The sequence below is a fragment of the Klebsiella sp. JN_Kp126 genome, from assembly GCF_033843325.1.
GTDB lineage: Bacteria > Pseudomonadota > Gammaproteobacteria > Enterobacterales > Enterobacteriaceae > Klebsiella > Klebsiella michiganensis.
On record NZ_JAWXQV010000057.1, the window covers coordinates 235,164 to 261,832 of the forward strand.

Annotated in this window: 23 protein-coding genes and 2 pseudogenes; 9 read left to right on the forward strand and 16 right to left on the reverse strand. The window is 57.6% G+C overall.

The features are described 5' to 3' along the window. Positions 1 to 30: 30 nt before the first annotated feature. Complete coding sequence (bglX, locus tag SIK97_RS14185) at positions 31 to 2,328, reverse strand: beta-glucosidase BglX (RefSeq protein ID WP_071846086.1); 2,298 nt, start codon at positions 2,326 to 2,328, stop codon at positions 31 to 33. Between the two features lie 194 nt (positions 2,329 to 2,522). Here bglX and dld point away from each other — a divergent pair, with 194 nt between their 5' ends. Then, positions 2,523 to 4,265: a D-lactate dehydrogenase gene (gene dld, locus SIK97_RS14190; protein WP_057173246.1), complete on the forward strand. Its 1,743-nt coding sequence runs from the start codon at positions 2,523 to 2,525 to the stop codon at positions 4,263 to 4,265. A gap of 97 nt (positions 4,266 to 4,362) precedes the next feature. Further along, positions 4,363 to 4,917, forward strand: coding sequence for a GNAT family N-acetyltransferase (locus SIK97_RS14195; RefSeq protein ID WP_004138576.1), 555 nt, complete (start codon positions 4,363 to 4,365; stop codon positions 4,915 to 4,917). Between the two features lie 156 nt (positions 4,918 to 5,073). On the opposite strand, the gene pbpG is transcribed toward SIK97_RS14195, so the two are convergent. Both pbpG and SIK97_RS14205 read right to left on the reverse strand, forming a co-directional pair. Continuing rightward, positions 5,074 to 6,021 (reverse strand): D-alanyl-D-alanine endopeptidase, encoded by a 948-nt coding sequence (pbpG, locus tag SIK97_RS14200; RefSeq protein ID WP_014230138.1) that lies wholly within the window; start codon positions 6,019 to 6,021, stop codon positions 5,074 to 5,076. Positions 6,022 to 6,197: 176 nt separating this feature from the next. Then, positions 6,198 to 6,785: pseudogene (locus tag SIK97_RS14205) on the reverse strand (Yip1 family protein). A 155-nt stretch (positions 6,786 to 6,940) separates the two neighbouring features. Here SIK97_RS14205 and SIK97_RS14210 point away from each other — a divergent pair. After that, positions 6,941 to 7,510, forward strand: coding sequence for a DedA family protein (locus SIK97_RS14210; protein WP_014230139.1), 570 nt, complete (start codon positions 6,941 to 6,943; stop codon positions 7,508 to 7,510). Positions 7,511 to 7,615: 105 nt separating this feature from the next. Here SIK97_RS14210 and mdtQ read toward each other — a convergent pair whose 3' ends face one another. Next, positions 7,616 to 9,055 (reverse strand): multidrug resistance outer membrane protein MdtQ, encoded by a 1,440-nt coding sequence (mdtQ, locus tag SIK97_RS14215; protein WP_057173245.1) that lies wholly within the window; start codon positions 9,053 to 9,055, stop codon positions 7,616 to 7,618. Positions 9,056 to 9,174: 119 nt separating this feature from the next. Here mdtQ and SIK97_RS14220 point away from each other — a divergent pair, with 119 nt between their 5' ends. Then, positions 9,175 to 9,909, forward strand: coding sequence for a class I SAM-dependent methyltransferase (locus SIK97_RS14220; RefSeq protein WP_057173244.1), 735 nt, complete (start codon positions 9,175 to 9,177; stop codon positions 9,907 to 9,909). Positions 9,910 to 9,972: 63 nt separating this feature from the next. Here SIK97_RS14220 and ascB read toward each other — a convergent pair whose 3' ends face one another. The 9 genes and pseudogenes from ascB to SIK97_RS14265 form a co-directional block, all read right to left on the reverse strand. Continuing rightward, a complete protein-coding gene (ascB, locus tag SIK97_RS14225) occupies positions 9,973 to 11,367 on the reverse strand; it encodes a 6-phospho-beta-glucosidase (RefSeq protein WP_057173243.1) in 1,395 nt (464 codons plus the stop codon). A 17-nt stretch (positions 11,368 to 11,384) separates the two neighbouring features. Then, positions 11,385 to 13,356 (reverse strand): annotated as a pseudogene (bglF, locus tag SIK97_RS14230) (PTS beta-glucoside transporter subunit IIABC). Between the two features lie 53 nt (positions 13,357 to 13,409). After that, on the reverse strand, positions 13,410 to 14,243 hold the full coding sequence (bglG, locus tag SIK97_RS14235; protein WP_014230144.1) for a transcriptional antiterminator BglG: 834 nt from the start codon (positions 14,241 to 14,243) through the stop codon (positions 13,410 to 13,412). A 152-nt stretch (positions 14,244 to 14,395) separates the two neighbouring features. Beyond that, a complete protein-coding gene (gene dusC, locus SIK97_RS14240) occupies positions 14,396 to 15,334 on the reverse strand; it encodes a tRNA dihydrouridine(16) synthase DusC (RefSeq protein ID WP_014230145.1) in 939 nt (312 codons plus the stop codon). 173 nt (positions 15,335 to 15,507) lie between these two features. Then, entirely contained in the window at positions 15,508 to 16,701 is a 1,194-nt protein-coding gene (locus SIK97_RS14245) for a 3-hydroxybenzoate 6-monooxygenase (protein WP_014839052.1), read from the reverse strand. Between the two features lie 8 nt (positions 16,702 to 16,709). Then, positions 16,710 to 17,354 (reverse strand): maleylacetoacetate isomerase, encoded by a 645-nt coding sequence (gene maiA / locus SIK97_RS14250; protein ID WP_025106757.1) that lies wholly within the window; start codon positions 17,352 to 17,354, stop codon positions 16,710 to 16,712. A gap of 8 nt (positions 17,355 to 17,362) precedes the next feature. Continuing rightward, entirely contained in the window at positions 17,363 to 18,061 is a 699-nt protein-coding gene (locus SIK97_RS14255) for a fumarylacetoacetate hydrolase family protein (protein WP_014230148.1), read from the reverse strand. A gap of 23 nt (positions 18,062 to 18,084) precedes the next feature. Continuing rightward, complete coding sequence (gtdA, locus tag SIK97_RS14260) at positions 18,085 to 19,122, reverse strand: gentisate 1,2-dioxygenase (RefSeq protein ID WP_057173241.1); 1,038 nt, start codon at positions 19,120 to 19,122, stop codon at positions 18,085 to 18,087. Positions 19,123 to 19,133: 11 nt separating this feature from the next. Beyond that, positions 19,134 to 20,492, reverse strand: a complete 1,359-nt coding sequence (locus tag SIK97_RS14265; RefSeq protein ID WP_047723232.1) for an MFS transporter — start codon at positions 20,490 to 20,492, stop codon at positions 19,134 to 19,136. A gap of 126 nt (positions 20,493 to 20,618) precedes the next feature. Between SIK97_RS14265 and SIK97_RS14270 the strand changes: the two genes are divergently transcribed. The 5 genes from SIK97_RS14270 to sanA all read left to right on the forward strand — a co-directional run bounded on the left by SIK97_RS14270 (position 20,619) and on the right by sanA (position 24,601). Next, entirely contained in the window at positions 20,619 to 21,536 is a 918-nt protein-coding gene (locus tag SIK97_RS14270; protein ID WP_049085467.1) for a LysR family transcriptional regulator, read from the forward strand. Between the two features lie 121 nt (positions 21,537 to 21,657). Then, positions 21,658 to 22,056, forward strand: coding sequence for a CidA/LrgA family protein (locus SIK97_RS14275; RefSeq protein WP_004122849.1), 399 nt, complete (start codon positions 21,658 to 21,660; stop codon positions 22,054 to 22,056). After that, positions 22,053 to 22,748, forward strand: coding sequence for a CidB/LrgB family autolysis modulator (locus SIK97_RS14280; RefSeq protein WP_004122851.1), 696 nt, complete (start codon positions 22,053 to 22,055; stop codon positions 22,746 to 22,748). Before SIK97_RS14275 ends, SIK97_RS14280 begins: the two co-directional genes overlap by 4 nt. A gap of 127 nt (positions 22,749 to 22,875) precedes the next feature. Then, complete coding sequence (gene cdd / locus SIK97_RS14285) at positions 22,876 to 23,760, forward strand: cytidine deaminase (RefSeq protein WP_057173240.1); 885 nt, start codon at positions 22,876 to 22,878, stop codon at positions 23,758 to 23,760. Positions 23,761 to 23,884: 124 nt separating this feature from the next. Then, positions 23,885 to 24,601: an outer membrane permeability protein SanA gene (sanA, locus tag SIK97_RS14290; RefSeq protein WP_004852661.1), complete on the forward strand. Its 717-nt coding sequence runs from the start codon at positions 23,885 to 23,887 to the stop codon at positions 24,599 to 24,601. A gap of 84 nt (positions 24,602 to 24,685) precedes the next feature. On the opposite strand, the gene SIK97_RS14295 is transcribed toward sanA, so the two are convergent. The 3 genes from SIK97_RS14295 to SIK97_RS14305 form a co-directional block, all read right to left on the reverse strand. After that, positions 24,686 to 25,345, reverse strand: coding sequence for a DUF799 domain-containing protein (locus tag SIK97_RS14295; protein ID WP_057173239.1), 660 nt, complete (start codon positions 25,343 to 25,345; stop codon positions 24,686 to 24,688). Beyond that, complete coding sequence (locus SIK97_RS14300) at positions 25,342 to 25,698, reverse strand: DUF4810 domain-containing protein (protein WP_057173238.1); 357 nt, start codon at positions 25,696 to 25,698, stop codon at positions 25,342 to 25,344. The genes SIK97_RS14295 and SIK97_RS14300 overlap by 4 nt, the downstream gene beginning before the upstream one ends. Before the next feature lie 72 nt (positions 25,699 to 25,770). Beyond that, entirely contained in the window at positions 25,771 to 26,442 is a 672-nt protein-coding gene (locus tag SIK97_RS14305; protein WP_049102834.1) for a CsgG/HfaB family protein, read from the reverse strand. Positions 26,443 to 26,669: the final 227 nt, after the last annotated feature.

The window sequence follows — 26,669 nt, forward strand, 5'->3', positions numbered from 1 at the left end:
CCGCAGCCTTACCCGGGCGACAAATCACCATTACAGCAGTTCAAACTCGCTCTGCTTCACGCGGGCGGAGTCGACGCCGATAAAGACGTTGAATTTACCCGGCTCGGCGTCGTACTTCATCTGCTGGTTCCAGAACTTCAGCGCTTCAACGTCAATCGGGAAGCTGACGGTTTGCGTCTCGCCCGGCTTGAGGGTCACCTTTTTAAAGCCGCGCAGCATTTTCACCGGACGGCTCATGGAAGCGGTAACGTCCTGCAGATAAAGCTGAATCACCGTCGCCCCTTCGCGCTTGCCGGTATTGGTTACCTGCACGCTGGCGGTCACGCTGCCGTCGCGCTGCAGGGTCGGCGCCGACATTTTCACGTCGGAAACGCTAAAGGTGGTGTAGCTCAGGCCGTAGCCGAACGGATAGAGCGGGCCGTTGGCTTCGTCAAAGTAGCGCGAGGTGTACTTGTTTGGCTTATCCGCATTGTACGGGCGACCGGTGTTGAGATGGCTGTAGTAGGTCGGTATCTGCCCGACCGAGCGCGGGAAGGACATGGGCAGCTTGCCAGACGGGTTGTAGTCGCCGAACAGCACATCGGCAATGGCGTTGCCGCCTTCGGTACCGGCAAACCAGGTTTCGAGGATCGCATCAGCCTGCTGATCCTCTTTCACCAGCGCCAGCGGACGACCGTTCATCAGCACCAGCACCAGCGGTTTACCGGTCGCTTTCAGCGCGCTAATCAGGGCGCGCTGGCTCGGCGGCAGGGTGATGTCGGTGCGGCTGGAGGCTTCGTGGGCCATGCCCTGCGCCTCGCCCACCACGGCAACCACCACGTCGGACTGCTTCGCCGCCGCCACGGCTTCGTCAATCATCTCCTGCGGCGAGCGCGAGTCAACCTGCACCGCTTTCTCGTACAGATTGAGGAAGTCGACGATGCCTTTATCGTCAGTGACGTTAGCGCCTTTGGCATAGATAATCTTACCTTTGTCGCCCAGCGCATTCTGCAAACCGGTCAGCACGGTGACCGACTGATCGGCCACGCCCGCCGCCGACCAGCTGCCCATCATGTCGCGCTTGCTGTCGGCCAGCGCGCCGATTACCGCGATAGTGCCCGATTTTTTCAACGGCAGCGTATCGAGGCGGTTTTTCAGCAGCACCAGGCTTTCGCGCGCCACTTCGCGCGCTTCTTTGCGATGCAGGCGGCTTTCGGCGTTGGTATCCTGCGGATCGGAATCCTTCGGCCCCAGGTGGCTATACGGGTCATTAAACAGGCCCATATCATATTTCACGTTCAGCACGTGGCGGGTCGCGTCATCCAGCTCCGCCATCGTCACCTTACCGGACTTCACCAGTCCCGGCAGATACTTGCTGTAGTACTCGTCGCTCATGCTCATATTGATGCCGGACTTCAGCGCCACGCGCACCGCGTCTTCCGGGTCCGACGCCACGCCGTGTTTGATCAGCTCTTTGATAGCGCCATGGTCGGAGACGGTGATGCCTTTAAAGCCCCACTGGTCGCGCAGCACGTCCTTAAGCAGCCAGGCGTCGGAGGTCGCCGGGGTACCGTTGAGCGAGTTGAGCGCCACCATAACCGCGCCGCTGCCCGCATCCAGCCCCGCTTTGTAGGGCGGCATATAGTCGTTGAACAGGCGCTGCGGGCTCATATCAACGGTGTTGTACTCTTTGCCGCCTTCGACCGCGCCGTAGGCGGCAAAGTGCTTGACGCTGGTCATCACCGAGTAGCGATCTGCCGGGCTTTTCCCCTGCATCGACTCCACCATCGCCCTGCCCATCTCGGTGGTCAGGTAGGTATCTTCCCCGAACCCTTCAGAAGCGCGGCCCCAGCGCGGATCGCGGGAGACGTCGACCATCGGCGCCCAGGTCATGTTCAGGCCATCATCGGCCGCTTCGTAAGCCGACACCCGCCCGACGGTGTTCACCGCGTCGAGGTTAAAAGAGGAGGCCAGGCCAAGGCTAATCGGAAAGACGGTACGCTGGCCGTGGAGCACGTCATAGGCGAAAAAGAGCGGGATTTTCAGGCGGCTGAGTTCCATCACCTGATCCTGCATAATGCGGATATCATGGCGGGTCACGGTGTTAAAAATCGCCCCCACCTGGCCTTCTTTGATCATCTCGCGGATGGCCTCTTTCGGGTTATCCGGGCCGACGCTAATTAAGCGCAGCTGACCGATTTTTTCATCCACCGTCATTTTCGTCAGCAGTTCCGTCACAAACGCATCCCGCGCCTGCGGCGTTAGGGGATGATTGCCGAACAATTCATCCGCCAGCGCCGGTTGCAGCGCCAGGCTCACAGCGACGCCTACAGTACAAAGCCATTTCATTTTTATCCCTCATTGTTCCAGTCGACCAGATCGGCGAAAAGATAGCAAAAATCGAAGTCTGCCATAAACATAAACGAGACGCCTGAATAAAGCGCGCGTTGTTCTCTGATTTTTAGAAACATTGATGCATCAAATTGTCATACAAAGCGCTATTCTTATTTTTGATAATTTTGTACCACCACAAGGAGTGGAACATGTCATCTGCAACAACCTATAACAACGCTTTTCTGGCTGAACTCGCCCGTCTGGTCGGCTCGTCCCATCTGCTCACCGACCCGGCTAAAACCCAGCGCTACCGTAAAGGCTTTCGCTCCGGCCAGGGCGACGCGCTGGCGGTGGTCTTTCCCGGTACCCTGCTGGAGCTGTGGCGCGTGCTGAACGCCTGCGTCGACGCCGATAAAATCATTCTGATGCAGGCGGCCAACACCGGCCTGACCGAAGGCTCAACGCCGAACGGTAACGATTATGACCGCGATATCGTCATTATCAGCACCCTGCGCCTGGATAAACTGCATCTGCTGGATAAAGGCGAGCAGGTGCTGGCTTATCCCGGCACGACGCTCTATTCGCTGGAAAAAGCGCTGAAGCCGCTGGGTCGCGAACCGCACTCGGTCATTGGTTCATCCTGCATCGGTGCATCGGTGGTCGGCGGGATCTGCAACAACTCCGGCGGCTCGCTGGTACAGCGCGGCCCGGCGTATACCGAAATGTCGCTGTACGCGCAAATTGATGAAAACGGCAAGCTGACGCTGGTGAACCACCTCGGCATTGACCTCGGCACCACGCCGGAGCAAATCCTCTGCCGCCTCGACGACGAACGGGTTAAAGATGAGGATGTGCGCCACGACGGTCGCCACGCCCACGATCATGATTACGTCACCCGCGTGCGCGACGTGAATGCCGATACCCCGGCGCGCTACAACGCCGACCCGGACCGCCTGTTTGAATCCTCGGGCTGCGCCGGCAAGCTGGCGGTGTTCGCCGTGCGCCTCGATACCTTCCCGGCGGAAAAACGCCAGCAGGTGTTCTACATCGGCACCAACCGCCCGGACGTGCTGACCGAAATTCGCCGCCATATTCTCGCCGAGTTCAACCATCTGCCGGTGGCGGGCGAGTATATGCACCGCGATATTTACGACATCGCCGAGCAGTACGGGAAAGACACCTTCCTGATGATCGACAAGCTCGGCACCGATAAAATGCCGTTCTTCTTTACCATGAAGGGCCGCACCGACGCGATGCTGGAGAAAGTGTCGCTGTTTAAGCCGCACTTCACCGACCGCTTTATGCAAAAGCTGGGTCACGTCTTCCCGTCGCATCTGCCGGAGCGAATGAAAACCTGGCGCGATAAATACGAACACCATCTGCTGCTGAAAATGGCGGGCGACGGCATCGAAGAGGCTCAGGCCTGGCTCGGGGAATATTTCCAGAATGCCGAAGGGGATTTCTTCGTCTGCACCGCAGAAGAAGGCAGCAAAGCCTTCCTGCACCGCTTTGCCGCCGCGGGTGCGGCGATCCGCTACCAGGCGGTTCACGCCGATGAGGTGGAAGATATTCTGGCGCTGGACATCGCCCTGCGCCGTAACGACACCGAATGGTTTGAGCATCTTCCCGCCGATATCGATAGCCAGCTGGTGCATAAGCTCTATTACGGCCACTTTATGTGCCACGTTTTCCATCAGGATTACATCGTGAAAAAAGGCGTCGATGCCCACGAACTGAAAGAGAAAATGCTGGCGCTGCTGAAGGAGCGGGGCGCCCAATATCCGGCCGAGCATAACGTCGGCCATCTGTATGAAGCGCCGGAAAGCTTAAAACGCTTCTATCGCGAAAACGATCCCACCAACAGCATGAACCCGGGGATTGGCAAAACCAGTAAGCAAAAATACTGGGGCGAAGCGCAGGATAAACCGACGAGCGCGACCGAACCGCAATAATCCGCACGGGGGACTGTTCAGCCGCGGGGCTTCTGTATTACGCTGCACGCCGGAGAAATTTCCTCTCCGGCAAACCCGTTTAAGGAATTAACCCATCATGTCCGCAGTGGATAAGCTACACGACGCTGACTTAGAGATCCGCGAAGCGCTGCCCGATGACGCCCACGCTATCGCCGCGCTGTACGTCTGGCACGTGCTCAATGGACGCGCCTCTTTTGAAGAGATCCCGCCAACCGTGGATGAGATGCGCAAGCGAATCAAAACCGTGCGCGATAGCGGGCTGCCGTGGCTGGTTGCCCTGTGGCGCGGCACCATCGTCGGCTACTGCTACGCCACCTTTTACCGCCCGCGTCCGGCCTACCGCTACACCCTGGAAGAGTCGATTTACGTTGAGGCGGGAATGGGGGGACGCGGTATCGGCAGCGCCCTGCTCTCCCGGTTAATTGAGAAATGCGAACAGGGACCGTGGCGACAAATGCTGGCGATTATCGGCGACGGCCACAGTAACGCCGGGTCGATTGCGATTCATAAAAAGTTCGGTTTTAGCGTGGCGGGTCAGCTGCGCAGCGTCGGCTATAAGATGGGCGACTGGCGGGATACCTTGATTATGCAGCGCCCGCTCGGCGATGGCGACTGGACGCTGCCGGAGTAACCCCTCGGCGTTGCGGGTCAGCGGTAGTACGGACAGGCGCGCCAGCGCCGCCGGCGGGACAATCCCCCGGCTCGTGCTGCGCTTAGCCGGGCTACGGTACAGCGCGGTTCGGTAGCTCGGATAAGGCGTTTACGCCGTAATCCGGGGAAATGGGGGTTAATCGTTCTGCGCGGTCTGCGCGCCGCCTTTCAGCATCGCATCGGCCATCTGCGCTTCACGCTGCTTTTTATAGCTGAGCGCGGAAGCCGGAACCGGCATCACTTTTCCCGTTTCAATCCACGTTCTCAGGCGGCTGGCGTCGGCGAAGTGAGTATATTTGCCAAACGCATCCATCACCACCAGCGCCACCGGGCGCTGATTAATCACCGTACGCATAATCAGGCAGTGGCCCGCCGCGTTAGTAAAGCCGGTTTTGGTCAGCTGAATATTCCAGTTATCGCGGTAGACCAGATGGTTGGTATTGCGGAACGGCAGCGTATACGCCGGATGGGCGAATGTCGCCATATCTTCTTTGGTGGTGCTCAACTGGCCAATCAGCGGATACTGCTCGCTGGCGATCAGCAGCTTAGTCAGATCGCGGGCGGTAGAGACGTTATGAATCGACAGACCGGTGGGCTCAACGTAGCGGGTGCGGGTCATCCCCAGCGCCTGCGCCTTGGCGTTCATCGCGCGGATAAACGCGTCGTAGCCGCCCGGATAATGGTGCGCCAGGCTGGCGGCGGCGCGGTTTTCCGACGACATCAGCGCCAGCAGCAGCATATTGCGGCGGCTGATTTGGCTGTTCAGGCGCACCCGTGAATAGATCCCTTTCATTTCAGGCGTCTGGCTGATATCAACGGTCAGCATCTCATCCAGCGGCAGATGGGCATCAAGGACCACCATCGCGGTCATCACCTTGGTGATCGACGCCATCGGGCGAACCAGGTCCGGCTGGCTGGCATAGATGATTTTTTTGCTGGCAAGGTCGACGATCATCGCACTGCCGGAAGCGATATCCGGCTGGGAGGCGGTCACCGCCGTGGAGGTTTTAGCCAACGCCTGGGGCGCAAAAGGCACAGCCAGCAGCAACGTCAGGCTGAGCAAAGAAACTCGAAATTTGGTCATCGTGAACATTCTGAAAAGTATTTTTGCACGTTATGAACGTACGCCGCGGCGCTGGGGTGATGACGCCGCTGGCAAAAATCATCATACCTTGTCAGAACGCGAGCTGGCTAATAAGAATCGTGAACAAATGCTGCATTGCCGACATAAAAATCTATTTATGCCGGCAATGAGTTAAATCAGAAGAGCCGATATCCGTATCCCCAGAGAATAACGGTGATCGCCAGCAGCACTTCCAGCACCAGCACCCCTATCGCCAGAGTCGAGCTGGCGAAGCTCAACCCCTCTTCTTTGTTAATCCCCAGGAACGTGGGAATACCGAGATACAGCAGATAGCCGGTGTAAAGCAGCGCGACGGTCCCGACCAGCGCGCACAGCCACACCAGCGGATAGAGCGCCACGAGCCCACTGAGGAAAAGCGGCGTGGCGACATAGCCGGCGAAAACCATACAGCGCTTAAGCGAAGGCCGCTGCGGATAGCTTCGCGCCATCCACCAGATAACCCGCCCCATCACCGCAACCCCGGCGAGCATCACGGCGTAAAACAGCACCGCAAGGGCCAGCCCGGTCATCAGCGACAGTTTTACCACCGTGCCGTCGCCGAAGTTCCAGCCCAGCTACGTGGTGCCAATAAAGGCGCAGATAACCGGAACCGCCGCCATGACCAGCACATGGTGCGTATAGTGATGCGAAACGGTTTCGTTTTCGCTTTTAATAACGCTCATCTCTTGATTAGGATGAGAGAAGAGCCCCCAGACATGGTTCATAGCGTCCCCCTTGTCACGGCGTGGTACAGCACTGATCCAAGTATAATTCACCTTGTAGATTATTTTGTGTACAGCGAGAAAAATGCGCTTCCCCCGCATTTTTATCATCAGGGTGTATGATTAAGGGACTGACGTTTTATGGAGTTAATCTTTATATGGATATCAATAACCTGATTTCCCAGTACGGCTACGCGGCGCTGGTCATTGGCAGCGTGGCGGAAGGCGAAACCATCACGCTGCTCGGCGGCGTGGCGGCACATCAGGGATTATTGAAGTTCTGGCTGGTGGTTATCTCGGTCGCCCTAGGGGGGATGATTGGCGATCAGCTGCTTTATTTACTCGGCAGGCGCTTTGGCGGACGGATTCTGCGGCGATTCGCACGCCAGAAAAAGCGGATCCAAAAGGCCCAGCGGATGATCCAGCGTCGCCCCTACCTGTTTGTCATCGGCACCCGCTTTATGTACGGCTTTCGGGTTATCGGCCCGCTGCTGATTGGCGCCAGCCGCCTGCCGCCGAAGGTGTTTCTGCCGCTGAATATTGTCGGCGCGATTATCTGGGCGTTAATTTTTACCACGCTCGGCTATCTCGGCGGGGAAGCGATTGGCCCGTGGCTGCATCATCTGGATGCGCATCTGAAGCACTGGATCTGGCTGATTCTGGCGGTGGTGCTGGTGGTTGCGGCGCACTGGTGGCTAAAGCGCCGCGAGGCAAAGAAGAAAGAGTGACGAGAGTTCCCGGATGGCGGCGTAAACGTCTTATCCGGGCGACAACCCCACAGATCGCATGGGCCTGTAGCCCGGCCAAGCGCAGCGCGAGCCGGGGAAACAGAACTACTTCGCCGCCTGATGATACCCGCCGCCCAGCGCGGAGGTCAGCTGGATGCTGGCATCAAGCCACTGGCCGTGCAGGCGCAGCGCGGTGACGCGCTCCTGCAGCGCCGGCAGCTTCGCCAGGCTGACGCGCGAGCCGGAAATAATCCCGGCGTTCATCCGCGCCTGCGCCAGCGCGACCATCCGCTGAGCATCTTTTTCAACCTGCCGCTGCTGCTGATTTTTCGCCATCAGCGTTTCCATCTGGCTGGCGGTTTTCGCCACCTGATTAACCGCATCGACCACCGCTTTGTTGTACTTCGCTATCGACAGGGCATTTTGCGCGCTGGCGATATCCAGATTCGCGTTCAGGCGGCCGCTATCAAAGATCGGCAGGGTCAGCCCGGCGGTGACGCCCATCTGCTGGGCAGAGTGGCGGAACAGATCGCTGAGATGCAGGGCATCCTGCTGCAGGAAGGCCATCAGGTTGATATCCGGATAAAACGCGGCTTTCGCGGCATCAACTTCGCTTAATGAAGCCTCGATATACCAGTGGGCGACCTGCAGGTCCGGGCGTCGCGCCAGCAGCTCATAGCCCAGCTGGTTGGGCATTTGCGCGCTGACGGCGGGCAAATCCGCCGGATGCAGATTCAGCGCCTGACTCTGGCTGTTGGTCAGCGCCATCAGCCGCGCTTCAATCTCCTTCATATTGCCCGCCACGTCGGCAAGCTGCTGATCGGTTTTACTGACGTTAATATCGTTCTCGGCCCCTTCGGCCGAGTTGGTGATCCCGCGTTGATACAGCGCAGTATCCACGGTAACGACATTATTCTGTTCGCGCTTCACCTGCGTCAGCACGTTTTTAATGGCCGCTTCGGTCTGCCACTGCCAGTAAAGGCGGGCGACGCTGCCGGCCAGCAGTTCACGGGTCTGGGCTTCTTCGGCGACCTGGGCTTTGACTTCACCGATGCGCGCTTTGAGCAGCGCGCGGTTTTTGCCCCACAGGTCCAGATCCCATCCGGCGGTCAGTCCGAAGGTGCCGTTGGTGTACCACGGCCCGGTATTGCCGTCGGTATCGGTGGCAAACGGCCCCATCAGCCCCTCGGAGGACATTTTCTGCCGTTCAATATCGGCGGAAAAATCCAGGTTCGGTCCCAGGCTGGATTGCGACATCCGCGCCTGCGCTTCCGCCAGCCTGATGCGCTGTTCGGCAATCTGCATGTCCGGCGCATTGGCTAAGGCACGCTGAATCAGGCTATTGAGCTGAGGGTCATGGTAATCCTGCCACCAGTTGCTCTGCGGCCAGCCGTTTTTCACGGCGGCGGGCAGTTCCGTTGCGACGTGGGATGCCGGGGTCTGCTGCTGGAGCGGCTTGCCAGTATCGTGCGATGGCGCGCAGCCCGCCAGCGCGATAACCAGTGGCAGGCCAGCCAACGCGCGTTTGCTCAAAGTCAGGTTCATGAAATCGGTCAGATGATTAAATAAGGTCGGGTATATTAAGCTACTTGCATCCTTGCCGTTTAGTAAAGCGTGTGCCGTAACTATTAGCAGACTAAAAATAAACTTCTCATGGAGTGACAATGAGTCAGAACATCTATGACGATCCCGCTTTTTTTGCCGGATACGCCACCCTCGACCGTTCAGTCAAAGGGCTGGAAGGCGCGCCCGAGTGGCCGACCCTTCAGCAAATGCTTCCGCCGTTATCCGGTTTACGCGTCGTCGATCTTGGCTGCGGCTACGGCTGGTTTTGCCGCTGGGCCCGCGACCAGGGCGCCGCGCAGGTGGACGGGCTGGATCTCTCCAGCCGTATGCTGGATCGCGCCCGCGAAATGACGGAGGGCGAAGGTATCCGCTATCGCTGCGAAGATCTTCAGACGCTTACCCTGCCCGCCGATAGCTGCGAGCTGGTCTATAGCTCGCTGGCGCTGCACTATCTGCCCGACGTGGCGCCGCTGTTCGCCACCGTTTACCGGGCGCTGACGCCCGGCGGTACGCTGCTGTTCTCCGCCGAGCATCCCATCTATACCGCCCCGCCGCGTCAGGGCTGGCAGGAAGATGAGAACGGGCAGAAAAGTTGGCCGGTGAGCCACTACCAGCAGGAGGGCGAGCGCATCAGCAACTGGTTTGCCGACGGGGTGAAAAAGCAGCATCGCAAGCTGTCCAGCTGGATAAACCAGCTGATCGCCGCCGGTTTTATCATCGAGCATCTGGATGAGTGGGGACCGACGGCGGAGCAGATTGCCGCTCAGCCGGCGCTGGATGAAGAAAAAGAGCGGCCGATGATTTTTCTCCTGCGCGCGCGCAAGCCGGCGTAATACGCAAAAAGGCCCGGAAGTTATCCGGGCCATAAGGCTGATGTTAGCTTCGTGCTCAGGGCATTACTCTTTTAAGCTGCCGCCGTTGGTGGCGATTACCTCTTTATACCACCAGAAGCTCTTCTTGCGGCTGCGCGCCAGGGTGCCGTTGCCTTCATCGTCGCGATCGACGTAGATAAAGCCATAGCGTTTGGACATCTCCGCCTTCGACGCGCTCACCAGGTCGATAGGTCCCCAGCTGGTGTAGCCCATCAGCTCAACGCCGTCCTCTATTGCCTCACGAGCCTGCACCAGATGGTCGTTAAGGTAGCTGATCCGGTAATCGTCGTTGATGCTGCCGTCGGCTTCCACCTTATCCTTAGCACCCAGGCCGTTTTCCACGATAAACAGCGGCTTCTGATAGCGATCCCACAGCACGTTCAGCAGCGTGCGCAGGCCAAGGGGGTCAATCTGCCAGCCCCACTCCGAGCTTGCCAGGTGCGGGTTCGGCACCATGCTGAGAATATTGCCGCGCGATTTTTTATTCAGCTCTTCGTCGGCGGTCACGCAGCCGGTCATATAGTAGCTGAAGGAGATAAAATCGACGGTCTCTTTCAGGGCTTCGCGATCGGCATCGGCGATCTCAAGGCTAATACCGTTGTCGCGGAAATAGCGCAGCATATAGCCCGGGTAAGCGCCGCGGCACTGGACATCGCCAAAGAACTGCCAGCTGCGGTTCTGCTGCAGGGTTTCAAAAATATCCTCCGGTTTGCAGCTCAGCGGATACATCAGGCCGCCGAGCAGCATGTTGCCGATTTTACCCTCAGGCACGATGTCATGGCAGGCCTTAGCCGCCAGCGCGCTCGCCACCAGCTGATGATGAATGGCCTGGTAGACTTCAGCTTTGCTGCTGTCGGCCGGCAGACCGACGCCGGTCATCGGCGCGTGCAGGGACATATTGATTTCATTAAAGGTCAGCCACAGTTTGACCTTCGCCTGGTAGCGCTCAAACACCGTACGGGCGTAGCGTTCGAAGAAGCCAATGACTTTGCGATTGCCCCAGCCGCCGTAGTTTTTCACCAGCGCCCACGGCATCTCATAGTGGGACAGGGTCACCAGCGGAGTAATATTGTGCTTCGCCATTTCATCAAACAGCTTATCGTAAAAGGCCAGCCCGGCTTCGTTTGGCTGCGCCTCATCGCCCTCAGGGAAAATACGCGCCCAGGCAATGGATACGCGCAGGCAGTTAAAGCCCATCTCGGCAAAGAGGCTGATATCCTCCGGATAACGATGGTAAAAATCGATGGCAACATCTTTTATGCCGCTATCGCCAGGCACGCGTTCTACGACGTCGCCAAATACGCCGCGCGGCTGGACGTCAGAAGTGGTTAATCCCTTCCCGTCTTCCAGATAAGCGCCTTCAACCTGGTTTGCCGCGGTCGCGCCGCCCCATAAAAACGCCTGTGGGAATGTCTTCATTCATCTCTCTCCTGTGATTAACGGCTTACGGACAACAGCGGCTGGCCGGCATCCACCGCGCTAGAGGATACGATGTCGAGAGCACGAAAATCGTCGCTGTTGCTGATAATAATGGGCGTCGCCAGATCGTAACCGGCGTTCAGAATCGCCTGACGGTCAAACTCCAGCAGCAGATCGCCCGCTTTGATTTTGTCGCCCTCTTTAACGTGGGCGGTGAACGGTGCGCCATCGAGCTTGACGGTGTCGATGCCCACGTGGATGAGCAGCTCGATTCCGCTATCGCTCAGCAGACCGATGGCATGTTTCGTCTGAAAAATCGAGGCGACCTCGCCCGAGAATGGCGCAATAACTTTGCCCACTGAGGGGATAATCGCTACGCCCTGGCCAAGTAAACCGCTGGCGAAGGTGCTATCGGGAACCTGATCCAGCGCCAGTACGCTGCCGGTCATCGGCGCCAGGATGTCGTTTTCCGAGGCCGGAGCCACCACAACGGCCGCCTGTTCAGCGGTGCTGCGCGGCAGCCCGGCGACTAACGTGAGCACGCAGGCGATAATTAAAGCGGCAACCGTCCCCAGCGCGCCGCCCCACACCGTGGCGTCAATGCCCTGCGGCGGGATCATCTGCGCCAGGGTGAAAATATTACCGAAACCGAAAGAATAGACGTGGCTGTCGCTAAAGCCGACAATCGCGCCGCCGATGGCGCCAGCGACGCAGCCGAAGATAAACGGACGGCGGAGCGGCAGATTCAGCCCATAAATCGCCGGCTCGGTCACGCCGAAGATCCCCGCGGATACCGCCGAGCCCGCCAGCACCTTTTGCCGCGCATCGCGGGTGCGCAGGAAAATCCCCAGCGCGGCGCCAACCTGCCCCATCACCGCCGGCAGCAGCATCGGCATCATTGAATCATGGCCAAGCACGGCAAGGTTGTTAATCATTAACGGTATCAGGCCCCAGTGCAGCCCAAAGATGACGCACACCTGCCACAGCGCCCCCATCGCCGCGCCGGCAAGCCAGGGCGCGACCTGATAGATAAGCTGATAGCCGTTGGCCAGCTGCTGGCTCAGCCAGGTCGCAACCGGGCCGATAATCAGAAACGTGAGCGGGACGACCACGGCCAGGCAAATCGCCGGGGTAAAGAAGTTCTTCATCGACGAGGGCAGTATCGCGTTGCTGCGCCGCTCAATCCAGCAGCTCACCCATGAGGCGAGGATAATCGGGATGACCGATGAACTGTAATTGATAAAGGTCACCGGAATCCCAAGGAAATACTCCGTCGCGGCGTCAGGCACCATACTGGCTTCAAAAGATTGAATCATCAGCGGGTGGGTTAACGCGCCGCCGATCACCATGGTAATAAAGGCGTTGCCGCCAAATTTCTTACCGGCGGTATAGCCGAGAAACAGCGGGAAAAAGAAGAACAGCGCATCGCTGGCGGCAAACCAGATTTTGTAGGTTGCCTGCTGCGTCGTTAACCAGCCGCAAACCACCGCCAGCGCCAGCAGCCCTTTGAGGATCCCCGAGGCCGCCAGGACGCCGATAAACGGGGTGAAAATACCGGAAACCACGTCGATAAGCTGGCCGATAATCGACACTTTTTCGCCTTTCACCGCCACCGGCTCGCTGTCATCCGTCAGTCCGGCTTCGCTGCGCACCGCCAGCCAGACATCGTGCACGTGGTTACCGATGACCACCTGAAACTGGCCGCCGCTTTCCACCACCATGATGACGCCAGGATTCGCCTTCAGTCCTTCGGCATCCGCCTTCTTGCTATCTTTGAGCTTAAAACGCAGCCGCGTTGCGCAGTGAACCAGACTCACAATATTCTCTTTGCCACCAACCCGGCTGAGAATATCCTGCGCGAGTGCTTTATATTCCATGCTGTTTTTCCTTACTTCCGCTGCCCGCAGGCATCGTTAACTGAGTATTAAAAATAAAAAAACCCGAGAACAACGCCGTGTAGGCGTTGCGCTCAGGTTTTGCCTGCGTAATGCAGTAACAATCCAGTTGTAGCGCGGGAGCTATGCGCCAAGCCCGATCGGCGCTTAGCGTCCCTCTTTTCTCACCCGCTCAATATGAATGGCGAGAAACATAATTTCTTCCGTCGTCAGCGGCCGCTGGTAGCTCTTTTGCAGGTGCCGGGCGACGGTTTCCGCACACTTCCACGCTTTAGGGTAGTTATCCTTTACCGCGCTGTGCAGCGTCACATCATCATCTTCGACCACCGTTCGCGTCAGCATACGCTGGGCGAAAAACTTGAGATGGGTGACAAAGCGCTGGTAGCTCAGCGACTCTTCGTCGTAGTTCAGCGTCAGCTGATACTTCACCAGCTGTAGGATCTCCTGCATGACCCGGGTGACGTGCATCACTTCCGGCATTTCGCTGTTGAGCTGCGCCGTGACCAGATGCAGGGCGATAAAACCCGCTTCATCTTCGGCCAGTTCAACCCCGAGCCGTTTGGCGATAATCGCCCGCGCTTCCTGCCCTAACTCAAATTCCTTCGGATACAGCCGCTTTATTTCCCACAGCAGCACATTACGAATGGCGATGCCCTTCTTCTGCCGCTCAATCGCAAAGTGGCAGTGGTCGGTCAGGGTAATGTACAAACTATCCTGTAACTTACCGAGACGACCGCGCGCCAGATCGATGATCCGATCGCAGGTCGTCATCACTTCTAATGGTATCTGACTGAGTAATTCACCTAAACGGCCAACCAGTTCATCGCTCTGCAGCGCGAAGACCTTTTCAATTTTACTTTCATCAAGAGAGTCACCAACGCGTTTCTGAAAGGCAAGTCCTCGGCCCATGACCACCTGTTCGCGCTGCTGCTCATCAACAACCACCACTACATTATTATTAAGTACTTTGGCGATTTGCATATGAACCCCAAAAACAAAAAAACCTGACCCCGACGGATGCCAGGAAATCAGGTTTTGCCTGCCGGAGCAGTAACAATCGGTAGTGAGTATTTCACTGTCCGTCGGGTAATCTCAATGGGACAAGCTAAAAAATGTGATGCCGGTCAGATAGTTTAGCTACGCCAGTCGTTAATCGTGCGCGCTATGCTGGTTGAATCCTGTAGGGTGCGTACCGCGCTGAACAGGTCAGCCGCTTCCAGATACTCTTTACGCAAATAGCTCAGCCACTGTTTTATCCGCGCGACGTGATAAAGGCCGGTGTCGCCCTGCTTTTCCAGACGGGTGTATTTTTGCAGCAGTTCGACCACCTGCGGCCAGGGCATACGCGGTTCGTTATATTTTATCACCCGGCTCAGGTTTGGAACGTTCAGCGCGCCGCGGCCAATCATCACCGCATCGCAGCCGGTCGCGGCCAGGCAATCCTGGGCGCTTTGCCAGTCCCAGATTTCACCGTTGGCCACCACCGGGATAGTCAGGCGCTGACGGATCTCGCCGATAGCCTGCCAGTCAATGCGCTCCGCTTTATAGCCATCCTCTTTGGTGCGGCCGTGAACCACCAGCTCGCTGGCGCCCGCCTGCTGGACCGCATCGGCAATTTCAAACCGCCGCTCGCCGCTGTCCCAGCCAAGCCGAACTTTTACCGTGACCGGCAGATGGCCGGGAACCGCCTCGCGCATCGCTTTGGCGCCGCGATAGATAAGCTCGGGATCTTTGAGCAGCGTCGCCCCGCCGCCGCTGCCGTTCACCAGTTTTGACGGGCAGCCGCAGTTAAGGTCAACGCCCCAGGAACCGAGTTCGACCGCGCGAGCGGCGTTTTCCGCCAGCCACTGCGGATACTGCCCGAGCAGCTGTACGCGCACGCGGGTGCCGGACGGCGTCAGGCTGTTGTTATGCAGTTCCGGACACAATCTGTAGAACGATTTTACCGGCAGGAGCTGATCCACCACGCGCAAGAATTCGGTGATGCAGAGATCGTAATCATTTACTTCGGTCAGCAGCTCGCGCACCAGCGAATCGAGCACGCCTTCCATCGGCGCCAGTAATACACGCATATTGTTTTTTCATTGCCCGGAAAAAAGAGGCGCTATGTTAGCGCCTCTGGATGCGGGTTGAAAGGGGCCAAGATCGGTTTTCCCGGCGGCGGCGCTGCTGCTTCCCGGCTTGCGCTGCGCTTAGCCGGGCTACAAGGTCACCTCTGTCTGCGCCCCGGGAAATGCACAACCGCTTAACGTGGTTCCAGGCAGTTATCCTCTTTCCAGCCGTACAGCCACTCGATGCCGCGATAAAACTCGCTCTGGGTCTTGCCTTTCCACAGCAGGTTGCGTACCTGGCGCTCAACGCCGGCGGCGTGATAGACCCGCCCCATTTCACGCGTCGACCAGACGATCCGCGCGGTACGCGGAATACGTACCGACTCATACAGCGCGAAAGCGCGGGCGGCGTCGCCGTCGCACTGCGCCAGGGCTTTACCCAGCGTCACCGCGTCTTCCAGCGCCATACAGGCCCCCTGGGCCATATACTGCGCCACCGGGTGAGCGGCATCGCCAACCAGCGTGATGCGGTCATTGCCCCATTTCTCTACCGGCTCGCGGTCGGCGGTGGACCAGCGTCGCCAGGAGGTCGGCTTATCCAGCATCTGCCGGGGACGCGGGTGAATGCCTTTAAAGTAGGAGAGCACCTCTTCTTTACTGCCGTCGCGCACGCCCCACTCTTCTGTCTCCCGGCTGTGGAAGGTCACCACCAGATTGTACTGCTTGCCGCCGCGCAGCGGATAATGCACCAGGTGGCAGTGCGGACCCGCCCACAGCACCGGCGCGTTAATGCGCAAATCGTCCGGCATATCGGCGGCGTCGACCACCGCGCGATAGACTACATGGCCGGTCACCCGCGGCGTATCGCCCAGCAGGCTCTGGCGCACCACCGACTTCACGCCGTCGCAGCCGATCAGGATATCCGCCGTCCAGCTGTTGCCTTTGTCATCGAAAACCGTCACGTCATCGGCGGTCTGGCGGATATCCACCACCTGGGTCGAGGTGCGGTACTCCACGCCCGGATGACTCTGCGCCGCCTCCCAGACGGTGGCGTGGATGTCTACCCGGTGGATCACCGCATACGGCCCGCCAAAATGGTCGCGGAACGCCTGTCCGGTCTCAATATGCACCACCTCTTCGCCGCTTACCGCATCCATCATGGTGATATGGTCGGTAAATACCGCCCGCTGCCGGGCGACTGCGCCGACGCCGAGGCTGTCCAGCGCCGAGAACGCGTTAGGGCCAAGCTGGATCCCCGCGCCGATTTCGCCGATTTCATGCGCCTTTTCCAGCAGCATCACCTTGATGCCCTGGCGCGCCAGAGAGAGCGCCGTGGCCGCTCCGCCAATACCGCCGCCGACAATAATTGCTCGCATCACTTTTGCCATGTTGCCTCCTAAGCCGGGATCTTATCTTGTTGGTTTTCCGGCGCGGCGGCGATAAACGCCGGTAGCCGGGTGCAGGCGTCATAGACCGCCTGGCAGCGCGGATAGTGGCTGAGATCGCAGCCCATTCTCAGCGCGTTGGCCCACTGCGGTACCAGACAGCAGTCTGCCAGGGTGGGCGCATCGCCCACACAAAAAGCGCCGGATTTCGCGTGGCGCAATAGCTGCTCGACGGCGCTGAATCCCTGCTGGATCCAGTGCGCATACCAGCGCTTTTTCTCCTCTTCACTTACCTTCAGTTCGTCGCTGAGGTAGCGTAAAACGCGCATGTTGTTTATTGGATGAATATCGCAGGCGATGGCGTAAACAATCTCCAGGACCCGCATCCGCGCGCTGTCCTCCTGGGGCAGCAGCAGCGGCTGCGGATAGTGCCGATCCAGCCAGTCGGCAATCGCCAGCGACTGGCCGAGAGATTCACCATCATCAGTAATCAACGTTGGCACCAGGCCAACCGGATTCAGCCGCCGGTACTCCAGCGCGTTCTGCTGACCGATGCGGATATTGACGCCCACGCTCTGGTAGTCGATGCCTTTCAGCGCCAGCGCGATGCGCACGCGGTAGGAGGCTGAGCTATTGAAAAAACTGTACAGCTTCATCATTCACCTCACACCACGCGCACGGCGATTGGCGTCAGTCCATCTACGTTGCCGGTGATGACATCGCCTTTCACCACCGCGCCGACGCCTTCCGGCGTGCCGGTGAAAATCAGATCGCCGGGCTGCAGCTCAAAGAAGCCGGAAAGATAGCTGATGGTTTCATTGACCGACCAGATCAGGTGACGAATATCGCTGCGCTGATGATCTTCCCCGTTTACCTGCAGCCAAATTCCGGCCTGGTTCACGTCCGCCGTATCCGCTTTATGCAGCGGCGCAATCGGTGCGGAAAGGTCAAAAGCTTTGCCAATCTCCCACGGACGGCCCATCTGGCGCATCTCCATCTGGCGATCGCGGCGGGTCATATCCAGCCCCGTGGCATAGCCCCAGATATACTCATGGGCCTGCTCCAGCGGGATATCGCTTCCCCGCTTGCCAATCGCCACCACCAGTTCAATTTCGTAGTGATAGTTGTCGGTTTGCGTCGGATACGGTAACTCCAGCGTCTCTCCCGCAGCGACGGGCACCACCGCATCGGCTGGCTTACAGAAGAAAAACGGCGGTTCGCGATCCGGGTCAAAGCCCATTTCACGCGCGTGAGCGGCGTAGTTGCGGCCCACGCAGTAAACGCGGCGCACCGGGAACTGCTCATCGCTGCCGACAACCGGAACGCTAATCGGGGCCTGGGGTGCAAAAACGTATTGAGTCATGATGGATTCCTTATTCTTCATTTTTAATAACGCGCTTCGCGGAACAGGCCGAGCGCTTCCTGCACGGGACGGTCCGAAAAGCTGAATAACACGGTATCTTCGGCAGAGTTAAAAGAGACGGCGTGCCAGGTCGGCACCACGAAGATATCTTTTGCCTGGAAAGAAAATGTCTGCTCACCGATAGTCACCTGGCCGCTGCCCTCTACCACGTGATAGATGGTGCTGTCGGTAGTTTTCGCCGCGCGTGAGGTAAACCCTTTCGGTAACAGCTGCAGGAAGGCGCCCATCGACGGCATCGGATAGCCGCCGGTAACCGGGTTAACGTAGCGCATTTTATAGCCGTCCCACTCGTCGGCATCGCCCATACGCGTCAGGTCGTGCAGCGCTTCGCGGCTGCGGTCGTAGCGATAGTTAAAGATGGGCGAAGAGTTACCGACCTGATGGCGCAGCGGCAGCATATTGGCGGCGTAGCGCGGCAGGTAGTCTCCCTCTTTGCGGGTCACCGGCTGCTGATCTTCCGGGTAATCCTCAGCGAAGCCGCAGCCCAGATAGTTCACCAGCGGCAGGTCGAGGCCGTCGAGCCAGACCACCGGCTCATTGCCGGGATTGCCATGATCGTGCCAGCGCCACTGCGGCGTCAGAATAAAGTCGCCGGCGCGCATGGCGGTGCGTTCGCCGTCGACGGCGGTAAACGCACCCTCGCCTTCCACGACAAAGCGCAGCGCCGACTGGTTATGACGGTGGCTCGGCGCCACTTCGCCGGGCATAATCAGCTGTAAACCGGCATACAGCGAGGAGGTAATCGATGACTGTCCGCGCAGCGCCGGGTTCTCCAGCACCAGCACGCGGCGTATCGCCTCTTTCGCGCCAATCAGCTCGCCGCTTTTCATCAGCAGCGGACGAATCTCCTGATAATTCCAGTAGGCCGGGGCGCAGGTGGCATTCGGCGTTTTCGGCACCAGGTGGTGCAGGGATTCCCAAAGCGGCGTCAGGTTTTGGCCGGAAATATGCTGATAGTACTGCTGACGGTCTTTATTGATTTCCATTGAAGATTGAGTCATGAGCGTTCTCCTTATTTATTCACGATGCCAGCAGAAGGCAACGCGGCAGGTACAGATGTTGGGTTGCGGACGGCAAGCGTCAGCAGGACAAGCATCACGGCGCTAACGACGGCCGGTACTGCGATAACAAAAAACAGGGTGTCAAAAGAGAAATTCATCGCCATCATCACGCCGCCGGAGAGCGAGCCGACGATGGCGCCGCAGCGGCCGACCGCGTTTGACCAGCTCACCCCGGTCGCGCGGCTTTGGGTGGGATACAGCGTAGCGGTTAGCGCATTCAGCCCTACCTGCGAGCCGCTGATGCCAATCCCGGTGCCGAAAATCGCCAGCGCCATCAGCCACAGGCCGTTCTCGCTCAGGCCAATCATGACGATACAGACCGCCCCCAGGCCGTAGCTCAGCGCCAGCACCCGATACGGGTTGTAGCGATCCATCAGCACGCCGAGCAGCAAGGCGCCGAAGGTACCGCCAATCTGGAAGGCGGCGGTGACCCACGAAGCGTGCTGTAAATCAATCCCCCGATGGTTAAGCAGCGTCGGCATCCAGCTGGAGAGCAGATAGATAATCAACAGGCTCATAAAGAACACCACCCATAGCATTAAGGTGATGGCCAGCTGGCGACCGGCGAACAGCTGGCTGATGCTGCCCTTCGCCCCTGCGGCAGGCTCATCAAGCCAGAAATGGGTATCGGTATAGCGTTCGCCGGTTATGGCACTAACGTTTTTGGCAATCACCGCCTGCGGGAGCTGGCGACGGATCTGCCAGCGCGGAGATTCGGGAAGCAGCGGTATCAGCGCCACCGCCAGCAGCAGCGGCAAAACGCCGCCCAGTACCAGAATACCGTGCCAGCCAATCAGCGGGACCAGCTGCGCGCTGACCACGCCGCCGAAGGCCGAGCCGAGGGTGAATCCACAAAACATCAGGGTCACCAGCGCCCCGCGCCGCCGGGCGGGCAGATATTCCGAGGTCATGGTAATGGTATTAGGCATCGCGCCACCGAGGCCGAGACCGGTCAGAAAACGCAGGAACACCAGCATCTGTAGATCGGGGGCAAACGCGGAAAGCAGGCTGAACAGGCCGAACAGCGCGACGCAGAACTCAATCACCCGTTTGCGGCCAAAGCGGTCGGAGAGCGGACCGCAGAGCAGCGCCCCGGCGGTCAGGCCCAGCAAGCCTGCGCCAAATAGCGGCGCGAGGTCACCGGCGGTTAATTGCCAGTGGCTGCGGATATCCGGCGCAATAAAACCAATCGCGGCGGTATCGAAGCCATCAAGCATCACCACCAGGAAACAGCAGATAATCACGCGCCACTGCCGGGCGCCGACCGGCGCAGCGTTGAGTAGTTTTTGTAGTTCAAGTCGTTGAGTCATGATTATGCCTCAGAGCAGGTAGGGGTAGATGTTGTATTTATTTCTTTTATGTTGCGAGTTTGTAACTCTGGCAATGAAATGTACAATGGTATTTCGGGCATAGACATAACCTGGAGGTTATCGCTGATGGCAGACTGGACGCAGAAACTGAAGCTGCACCATTTACAGATGCTGGTGGCGCTGGGGGAGCAAGGCAATCTCACGCAGGTGGCGAAAATGATGAACATTACTCAGCCCGCGCTCTCCAAATGGCTCAGCCAGTTTGAAGACGAAGTCGGCATGGTTTTGTTCGAACGCCACAGCAAAGGTCTGCGCCCGACCGAAGGCGGAAAGCTGCTGCTTCAGCACGCCCAGCGGCTGATTAACGATATGTCGCGTTCGCAGTATGAAATCGAGCGTTTTAAACAGGGCGGACAGGTGGGCAGCCTGATGATCGGCTGTTCGCCGGTGGCGACCGACTGCGTCTCACAGGCGATCCTCGAACTGCTGAAAGAGATGCCGACCCTGCACCTGAATATCGAAGAGAAAGTGATGACGCCGCTGCTTAACGACCTGCTCGCCGGCGTGGTGGATGTCGTCGTCGGGCGCGTCGGCGGGCGGGCGCTGGAGCTGCCGCTGAGCTACCGGGTGCTCTACACCGAACCGGTCTGTTTTGTCGCCCGCCCCGATCACCCGCTGGCCCAGAAATCGCGATTAAGCTGGGCCGACCTCTCTCCGTGGCGCTGGATCGTCTGGCCCACCGGCACGCCAATTCGCCTGAGCATCGACAACGCGCTGGTGGATAACGGCGTGATGCTGCCGGAGAATACTATCGAATCGGCCTCGATGAACGTGACCAGCAACCTGCTGCAGAGTAGCGATATGGTCTCAATTCTCTCCTTGCGCCTGGCGCAGCGCTACGCGGCCCAGCACCAGCTGGCGATTCTTAATTTGCCGCGCATTGAACAAAAAGGTAGCGTTGGGGTGTTCTGGCGAAAAAGTGAAACACCGTCGTTGGCGCTGAGCCGGTTTCTGCACTGCCTGTCGCTGCAATCTACACTCTGATAGCCGTCCGTTTTGCTGTTCCCCGTCTCTATTGCAGGTATGCGTAGAATTCATGATGTGATCGGTAGCACATTTTTGGCTTTAATTGTATGATGAATGCGGTTCATCAAGGGTTATTACCATGAGTAAATCACTGATTATTGTCTGGCAGTATCTGCGCGCTTTCGTGCTCATCTACGCCTGCCTGTATGCGGGCATTTTTCTCTCTTCGCTACTGCCGATCGCTATTCCCGGCAGCATTATTGGCATGCTGATTCTGTTTTTTCTGCTGGCGCTGCAGATCATGCCGCCACAGTGGGTCAACCCCGGCTGCAACATTCTGATTCGCTATATGGCGCTGCTATTTGTGCCTATCGGCGTCGGCGTCATGCAGTACTGGGATTTACTGCGCGCGCAGTTTGGCCCGGTTGTGGTTTCCTGCGCGATAAGCACGCTGGTCGTCTTTTTAGTCGTCAGCTGGAGTTCACACCTGGTTCACGGTGAGCGCAAAGTGGTTGGACAAAAAGGAAGTGAAGAATGATCCATGAAATCTGGTGGTCGCTGCCGCTAACCCTGGCCGTCTTTTTCCTTGCCCGCAGGCTGGCGGCGCGGTTTAAATTTCCGCTGCTCAACCCGCTGCTGGTGGCGATGGTGGTGCTGATACCTTTTCTGCTGATTACCGGCATCTCCTACGAGCGCTATTTCCTCGGCAGCAAAATTCTTAACGACCTGCTGCAGCCGGCGGTGGTGGCGTTGGCCTTTCCTTTGTATGAGCAGCTGCACCAAATCCGCGCCCGCTGGAAGTCAATCATCACCATCTGCTTTATCGGCAGCGTGGTGGCGATGGTCACCGGCACTACCGTTGCCCTGATGATGGGCGCAACCCCGCAGATTGCCGCCTCTATTTTGCCGAAATCGGTGACGACGCCGATTGCCATGGCGGTGAGCAGCAGCATTGGCGGGATCCCGGCGATCAGCGCGGTGTGCGTGATTTTCGTCGGCATTCTCGGCGCGGTCTTTGGCCACACCCTGCTGAATGTGATGCGCATCCGCACCAAAGCCTCGCGCGGGCTGTCGATGGGCACTGCATCCCACGCCCTGGGGACCGCCCGTTGCGCTGAGCTCGACTATCAGGAAGGGGCATTCAGCTCGCTGGCGCTGGTGCTTTGCGGGATCATTACCTCGCTGGTCGCGCCGTTCTTATTTCCGCTTATTTTAGCTGTTGTTGGATAATTGTGATTTGAATCACATTTTTAAATGCAACACGAATTAGTTGCAATAACAATGAGATGTTTATCACATATACAGGCTGTCACCCCCCGTACACTAGATTTCCATTACATTGTTATGAGGCAACGCCATGCACCCACGTTTTCAAGCTGTTCTTCCCCAACTGGCGGCGGACCTGCAAGCGGCCATCGCCCCGATGCTGGCCGATCGGCATTTCCCGGCCCTGCTGAATGCAGACCAGGTTGCGGCGCTGCAAAGCGCAACGGGGCTGGATGAAGACGCGCTGGCCTTTGCTTTGCTGCCGCTGGCGGCGGCCTGCGCGAGGGCCGATCTGTCGCATTTTAACGTCGGCGCGATTGCCCGCGGCATCAGCGGTACCTGGTACTTCGGCGGAAATATGGAATTTCTCGGCGCCACCATGCAGCAAACCGTGCACGCCGAACAAAGCGCCATCAGCCACGCCTGGCTGCGCGGCGAAAAATCCCTGCGGGCGATTACCGTGAACTACACCCCCTGCGGCCACTGTCGTCAGTTTATGAACGAACTGAACAGCGGCCTGTCGCTGCGCATCCACCTTCCCGGGCGCGAAGCGCATTCGCTGCAGCACTATTTGCCGGACGCTTTCGGCCCGAAAGATCTGGACATAAAAACCCTGCTGATGGATGAGCAGGACCACGGCTTCCCGCTCAGCGGCGACGCGCTGGCTCAGGCGGCGATTCAGGCGGCCAACCGTTGCCATATGCCTTACAGCAACTCACCATCCGGCGTTGCGCTGGAGCTGAAAGACGGTACTCTTTTCACCGGTAGCTATGCCGAAAACGCCGCCTTTAACCCGACGCTGCCCCCGCTGCAGGGTGCGCTGAATCTGCTGAGCCTCAACGGATACGATTACCCGGATATCCAGCGCGCGATCCTGGCCGAGAAGGCCGATGCGGCGCTTATCCAGTGGGATGCCACCGCGGTGACGCTGAAGGCGCTGGGCTGCCATAATATCGATCGCGTACTGTTAGGTTAGTCACATTCTGCGGGCCAAACGGCCCGCGCTGTTGAAAATCCCCGCAATTAAACGACGGTTTCTTGCGCTTGCCCGACGGGTAAAGTAGCCTGAAGCTTCCTTCGTCCACTATTGAGCCAGGTCCATGTTAAAGCGTGTGTTATACAGCCTGTTAGTCCTGTTCGGCTTGCTGCTGTTAACCGTGTTGGGACTCGACCGCTGGATGAGCTGGAAAACCTCTCCCTATATTTACGATGAGCTACAGGACCTGCCCTACCGCCAGGTCGGCGTCGTGCTCGGTACCGCCAAGTACTACCGTACCGGGGTTATCAACCAATATTATCGTTACCGGATTCAGGGTGCGCTGAACGCCTACAACAGCGGCAAGGTGAACTATCTGCTGCTCAGCGGCGATAACGCGCTGCAAAGCTATAACGAGCCGATGACCATGCGCCGCGATTTGATTAAAGCCGGCGTCGATCCGGCGGATATTGTGCTGGACTATGCGGGTTTCCGTACGCTCGATTCGATTGTCCGCACCCGTAAAGTCTTCGATACTAACGACTTTATTATTATTACCCAACGCTTCCACTGCGAGCGCGCGCTGTTTATTGCCCTGCATATGGGGATTCAGGCGCAGTGCTACGCGGTGCCGTCGCCGAAGGATATGTGGAGCGTTCGCCTGCGCGAGTTCGGCGCCCGCTTCGGCGCGCTGGCGGATCTCTATATTTTTAAACGCGAACCGCGCTTTTTAGGCCCGCTGATCCCGATTCCCGCGCTGCAGGAAGTTCCCGACGGCGCACAGTCCTATCCGGCGGTCACGCCGCAGCAGCTGCTGGAGCTGCAGAAAAAAGAGAAATAGCATCGTTATCTGACGAAGACGGGTTCCTGATAAGACATAAAGATGGTCGATGCAAAGGCGCGCATCGGCCATTTATTGAGGACGCTATTGCAAATCTTTACCGTATTTCGGAGAGCGAGGGCCGTACAGCATGCCCGCGGGTGCGGCAGGCGTTAACAGGCGCGCATCGGCAATGCCCGCGACCTTATAGCTTTTGTCGGTCATGGTATTGACTATCTGATCAACGGCCGCCTGGATAAGCATGCCTAAAAGCGAACCGCCGCTGCTGTCACCTTCGCTGCTGGAAGCCACCGCGCTGCCTTTCCATAATAGTTTCCCGTTACGAATATCCACCAGTTCACCGGAAACCGCGACTCGCGTATCGCTGTTGATAACCTGATACGATGTCCCATATTCCGTGACCTTAAGATAGAGCACAGCATCGGCGCCAAAAATCTCTCTTAGCTTTTGATGGCTGACACCGTGCATTTCTTCACCATTCACGACACCATTTTGTTTAAAGGTGTTCTCAACGACGGCAACAGGGAAAACATAATATCCCGCCTCGGCAAGCGGCAGCGTGACCTGCGAAAGTACCCCATAGCCCGCTTTAACGTCCGGTGATTCGTTTTTCGGCAGCAGAACCAGAATACTCTTCGGTTTACTCTGCCTGAATGCCGTGTAGTCGTAGGATTTTTTCGGCGCGCAGCCGCTCAGCAGCAGGGCCAGTAATAAACCTGCGCATAATACATATAACTTTTTCATGCTTTGCCTCCCTGCATTTTCTTCAACAGAAAATCCATAAACTGGCTGGATTCAGGAAACAGCCGTTTCTCCTGTTCAAATTCTGTTTTTGCCAGCTCCGGGTGACCGGTATCGATATATAACATCCCCAGATGCGCATGCAGTCCCGGCGGAACAGGAAGTGCCTGCGCCCGCGCTTTTTCAATATCTTTTTTTAATGCTTCGATTTGCTCTTGTGGCCCCATATCCAGCGCGTAATACTCATAAACCACAGGCTGATATTCATTCCAGCTATAGAGGGGTTTGGGACTTGTCGCACAACCGCTTATCACCGCCGCGGCGAGCAGAATGAAAACAGAACGAATAATATTCATTTTTAACATCCATATTATGATTTAAAGCGACATTTCCCCGTACGCACACGGGAAATGTCGAAATCAGAACGATTATTTAGCCGGTGTCCACGCACCGCTTTCGATACCTGCAACCAGATTATTTACGGCTTCGCGGATAGCGAGATCCAACACTTTTCCGTTTAGCGTGGAGTCATAGCTGGCGGTACCGCCGAATCCGATCACTTCGCGGTTAGAAAGCTCAAACTCCCCGGCACCCTGCGATGAAAAAACGACTTCGGATGTCTGGACATTTACGATATTCAGATTCACTTTGGCATAGGCAATTTGGCTCTTCCCTCTTCCCAGGATGCCAAATAACTGATGGTCCCCGACTTCCTTGCGCCCAAATTCGGTCACGTCGCCCGTCACCACGTAATCAGCGCCCTTCAGCGTCTGGCTGGTCCCTTTAATACTGGCTTCATTCTGCAACTCGGCCATATTACTCCGATCGAGAACATTGAATCGCCCGGTTTGTTGCAAATGTGTTATGAGAATTGTTTTTGATTGATTACCCAAACGATCGACGCCATCAGAGAATACGCCGTTCATATAGCTGGAGCGGTTATCGAACTTACCCACTGAAATTGGGCTGCGAGCGCCGTGGTAGGGCGTATTCCAGGTTGTCACCTTAGCGACTTCAAGAGAGCGGGAGGATTCTTTTGCGCAGCCGCTTAATAAAACGAGGCTTCCGAAGCCTATCGCGGCAATCATTTTCTTTAACATTGTATGGTTCCTTTCCATCATCAAAAGCAAATGAGTATAATATCCGTAATGGTCAGAAAAATATATAAACACATGCTTACATTCTGCCAAATTTATTAATTCATTCTTGATATGAAAAGACTAATCGCTATTATTCAGCAATATCGATTTTCGTGAGCCAGACCCGCGCAAAGTAAAAAACCACCTGCATAGCAGGTGGCATTGATTTCGCCCCATAGGGGCGCACT

Coding starts and splice junctions, on each gene's coding strand:
- bglX (WP_071846086.1), bottom strand. CDS start 2,328: ATGAAATGGCTTTGTACTGTAGGCGTCGCTGTGAGCCTGGCGCTGCAA.
- dld (WP_057173246.1), top strand. CDS start 2,523: ATGTCATCTGCAACAACCTATAACAACGCTTTTCTGGCTGAACTCGCC.
- SIK97_RS14195 (WP_004138576.1), top strand. CDS start 4,363: ATGTCCGCAGTGGATAAGCTACACGACGCTGACTTAGAGATCCGCGAA.
- pbpG (WP_014230138.1), bottom strand. CDS start 6,021: ATGACCAAATTTCGAGTTTCTTTGCTCAGCCTGACGTTGCTGCTGGCT.
- SIK97_RS14210 (WP_014230139.1), top strand. CDS start 6,941: ATGGATATCAATAACCTGATTTCCCAGTACGGCTACGCGGCGCTGGTC.
- mdtQ (WP_057173245.1), bottom strand. CDS start 9,055: ATGAACCTGACTTTGAGCAAACGCGCGTTGGCTGGCCTGCCACTGGTT.
- SIK97_RS14220 (WP_057173244.1), top strand. CDS start 9,175: ATGAGTCAGAACATCTATGACGATCCCGCTTTTTTTGCCGGATACGCC.
- ascB (WP_057173243.1), bottom strand. CDS start 11,367: ATGAAGACATTCCCACAGGCGTTTTTATGGGGCGGCGCGACCGCGGCA.
- bglG (WP_014230144.1), bottom strand. CDS start 14,243: ATGCAAATCGCCAAAGTACTTAATAATAATGTAGTGGTGGTTGTTGAT.
- dusC (WP_014230145.1), bottom strand. CDS start 15,334: ATGCGTGTATTACTGGCGCCGATGGAAGGCGTGCTCGATTCGCTGGTG.
- SIK97_RS14245 (WP_014839052.1), bottom strand. CDS start 16,701: ATGGCAAAAGTGATGCGAGCAATTATTGTCGGCGGCGGTATTGGCGGA.
- maiA (WP_025106757.1), bottom strand. CDS start 17,354: ATGAAGCTGTACAGTTTTTTCAATAGCTCAGCCTCCTACCGCGTGCGC.
- SIK97_RS14255 (WP_014230148.1), bottom strand. CDS start 18,061: ATGACTCAATACGTTTTTGCACCCCAGGCCCCGATTAGCGTTCCGGTT.
- gtdA (WP_057173241.1), bottom strand. CDS start 19,122: ATGACTCAATCTTCAATGGAAATCAATAAAGACCGTCAGCAGTACTAT.
- SIK97_RS14265 (WP_047723232.1), bottom strand. CDS start 20,492: ATGACTCAACGACTTGAACTACAAAAACTACTCAACGCTGCGCCGGTC.
- SIK97_RS14270 (WP_049085467.1), top strand. CDS start 20,619: ATGGCAGACTGGACGCAGAAACTGAAGCTGCACCATTTACAGATGCTG.
- SIK97_RS14275 (WP_004122849.1), top strand. CDS start 21,658: ATGAGTAAATCACTGATTATTGTCTGGCAGTATCTGCGCGCTTTCGTG.
- SIK97_RS14280 (WP_004122851.1), top strand. CDS start 22,053: ATGATCCATGAAATCTGGTGGTCGCTGCCGCTAACCCTGGCCGTCTTT.
- cdd (WP_057173240.1), top strand. CDS start 22,876: ATGCACCCACGTTTTCAAGCTGTTCTTCCCCAACTGGCGGCGGACCTG.
- sanA (WP_004852661.1), top strand. CDS start 23,885: ATGTTAAAGCGTGTGTTATACAGCCTGTTAGTCCTGTTCGGCTTGCTG.
- SIK97_RS14295 (WP_057173239.1), bottom strand. CDS start 25,345: ATGAAAAAGTTATATGTATTATGCGCAGGTTTATTACTGGCCCTGCTG.
- SIK97_RS14300 (WP_057173238.1), bottom strand. CDS start 25,698: ATGAATATTATTCGTTCTGTTTTCATTCTGCTCGCCGCGGCGGTGATA.
- SIK97_RS14305 (WP_049102834.1), bottom strand. CDS start 26,442: ATGTTAAAGAAAATGATTGCCGCGATAGGCTTCGGAAGCCTCGTTTTA.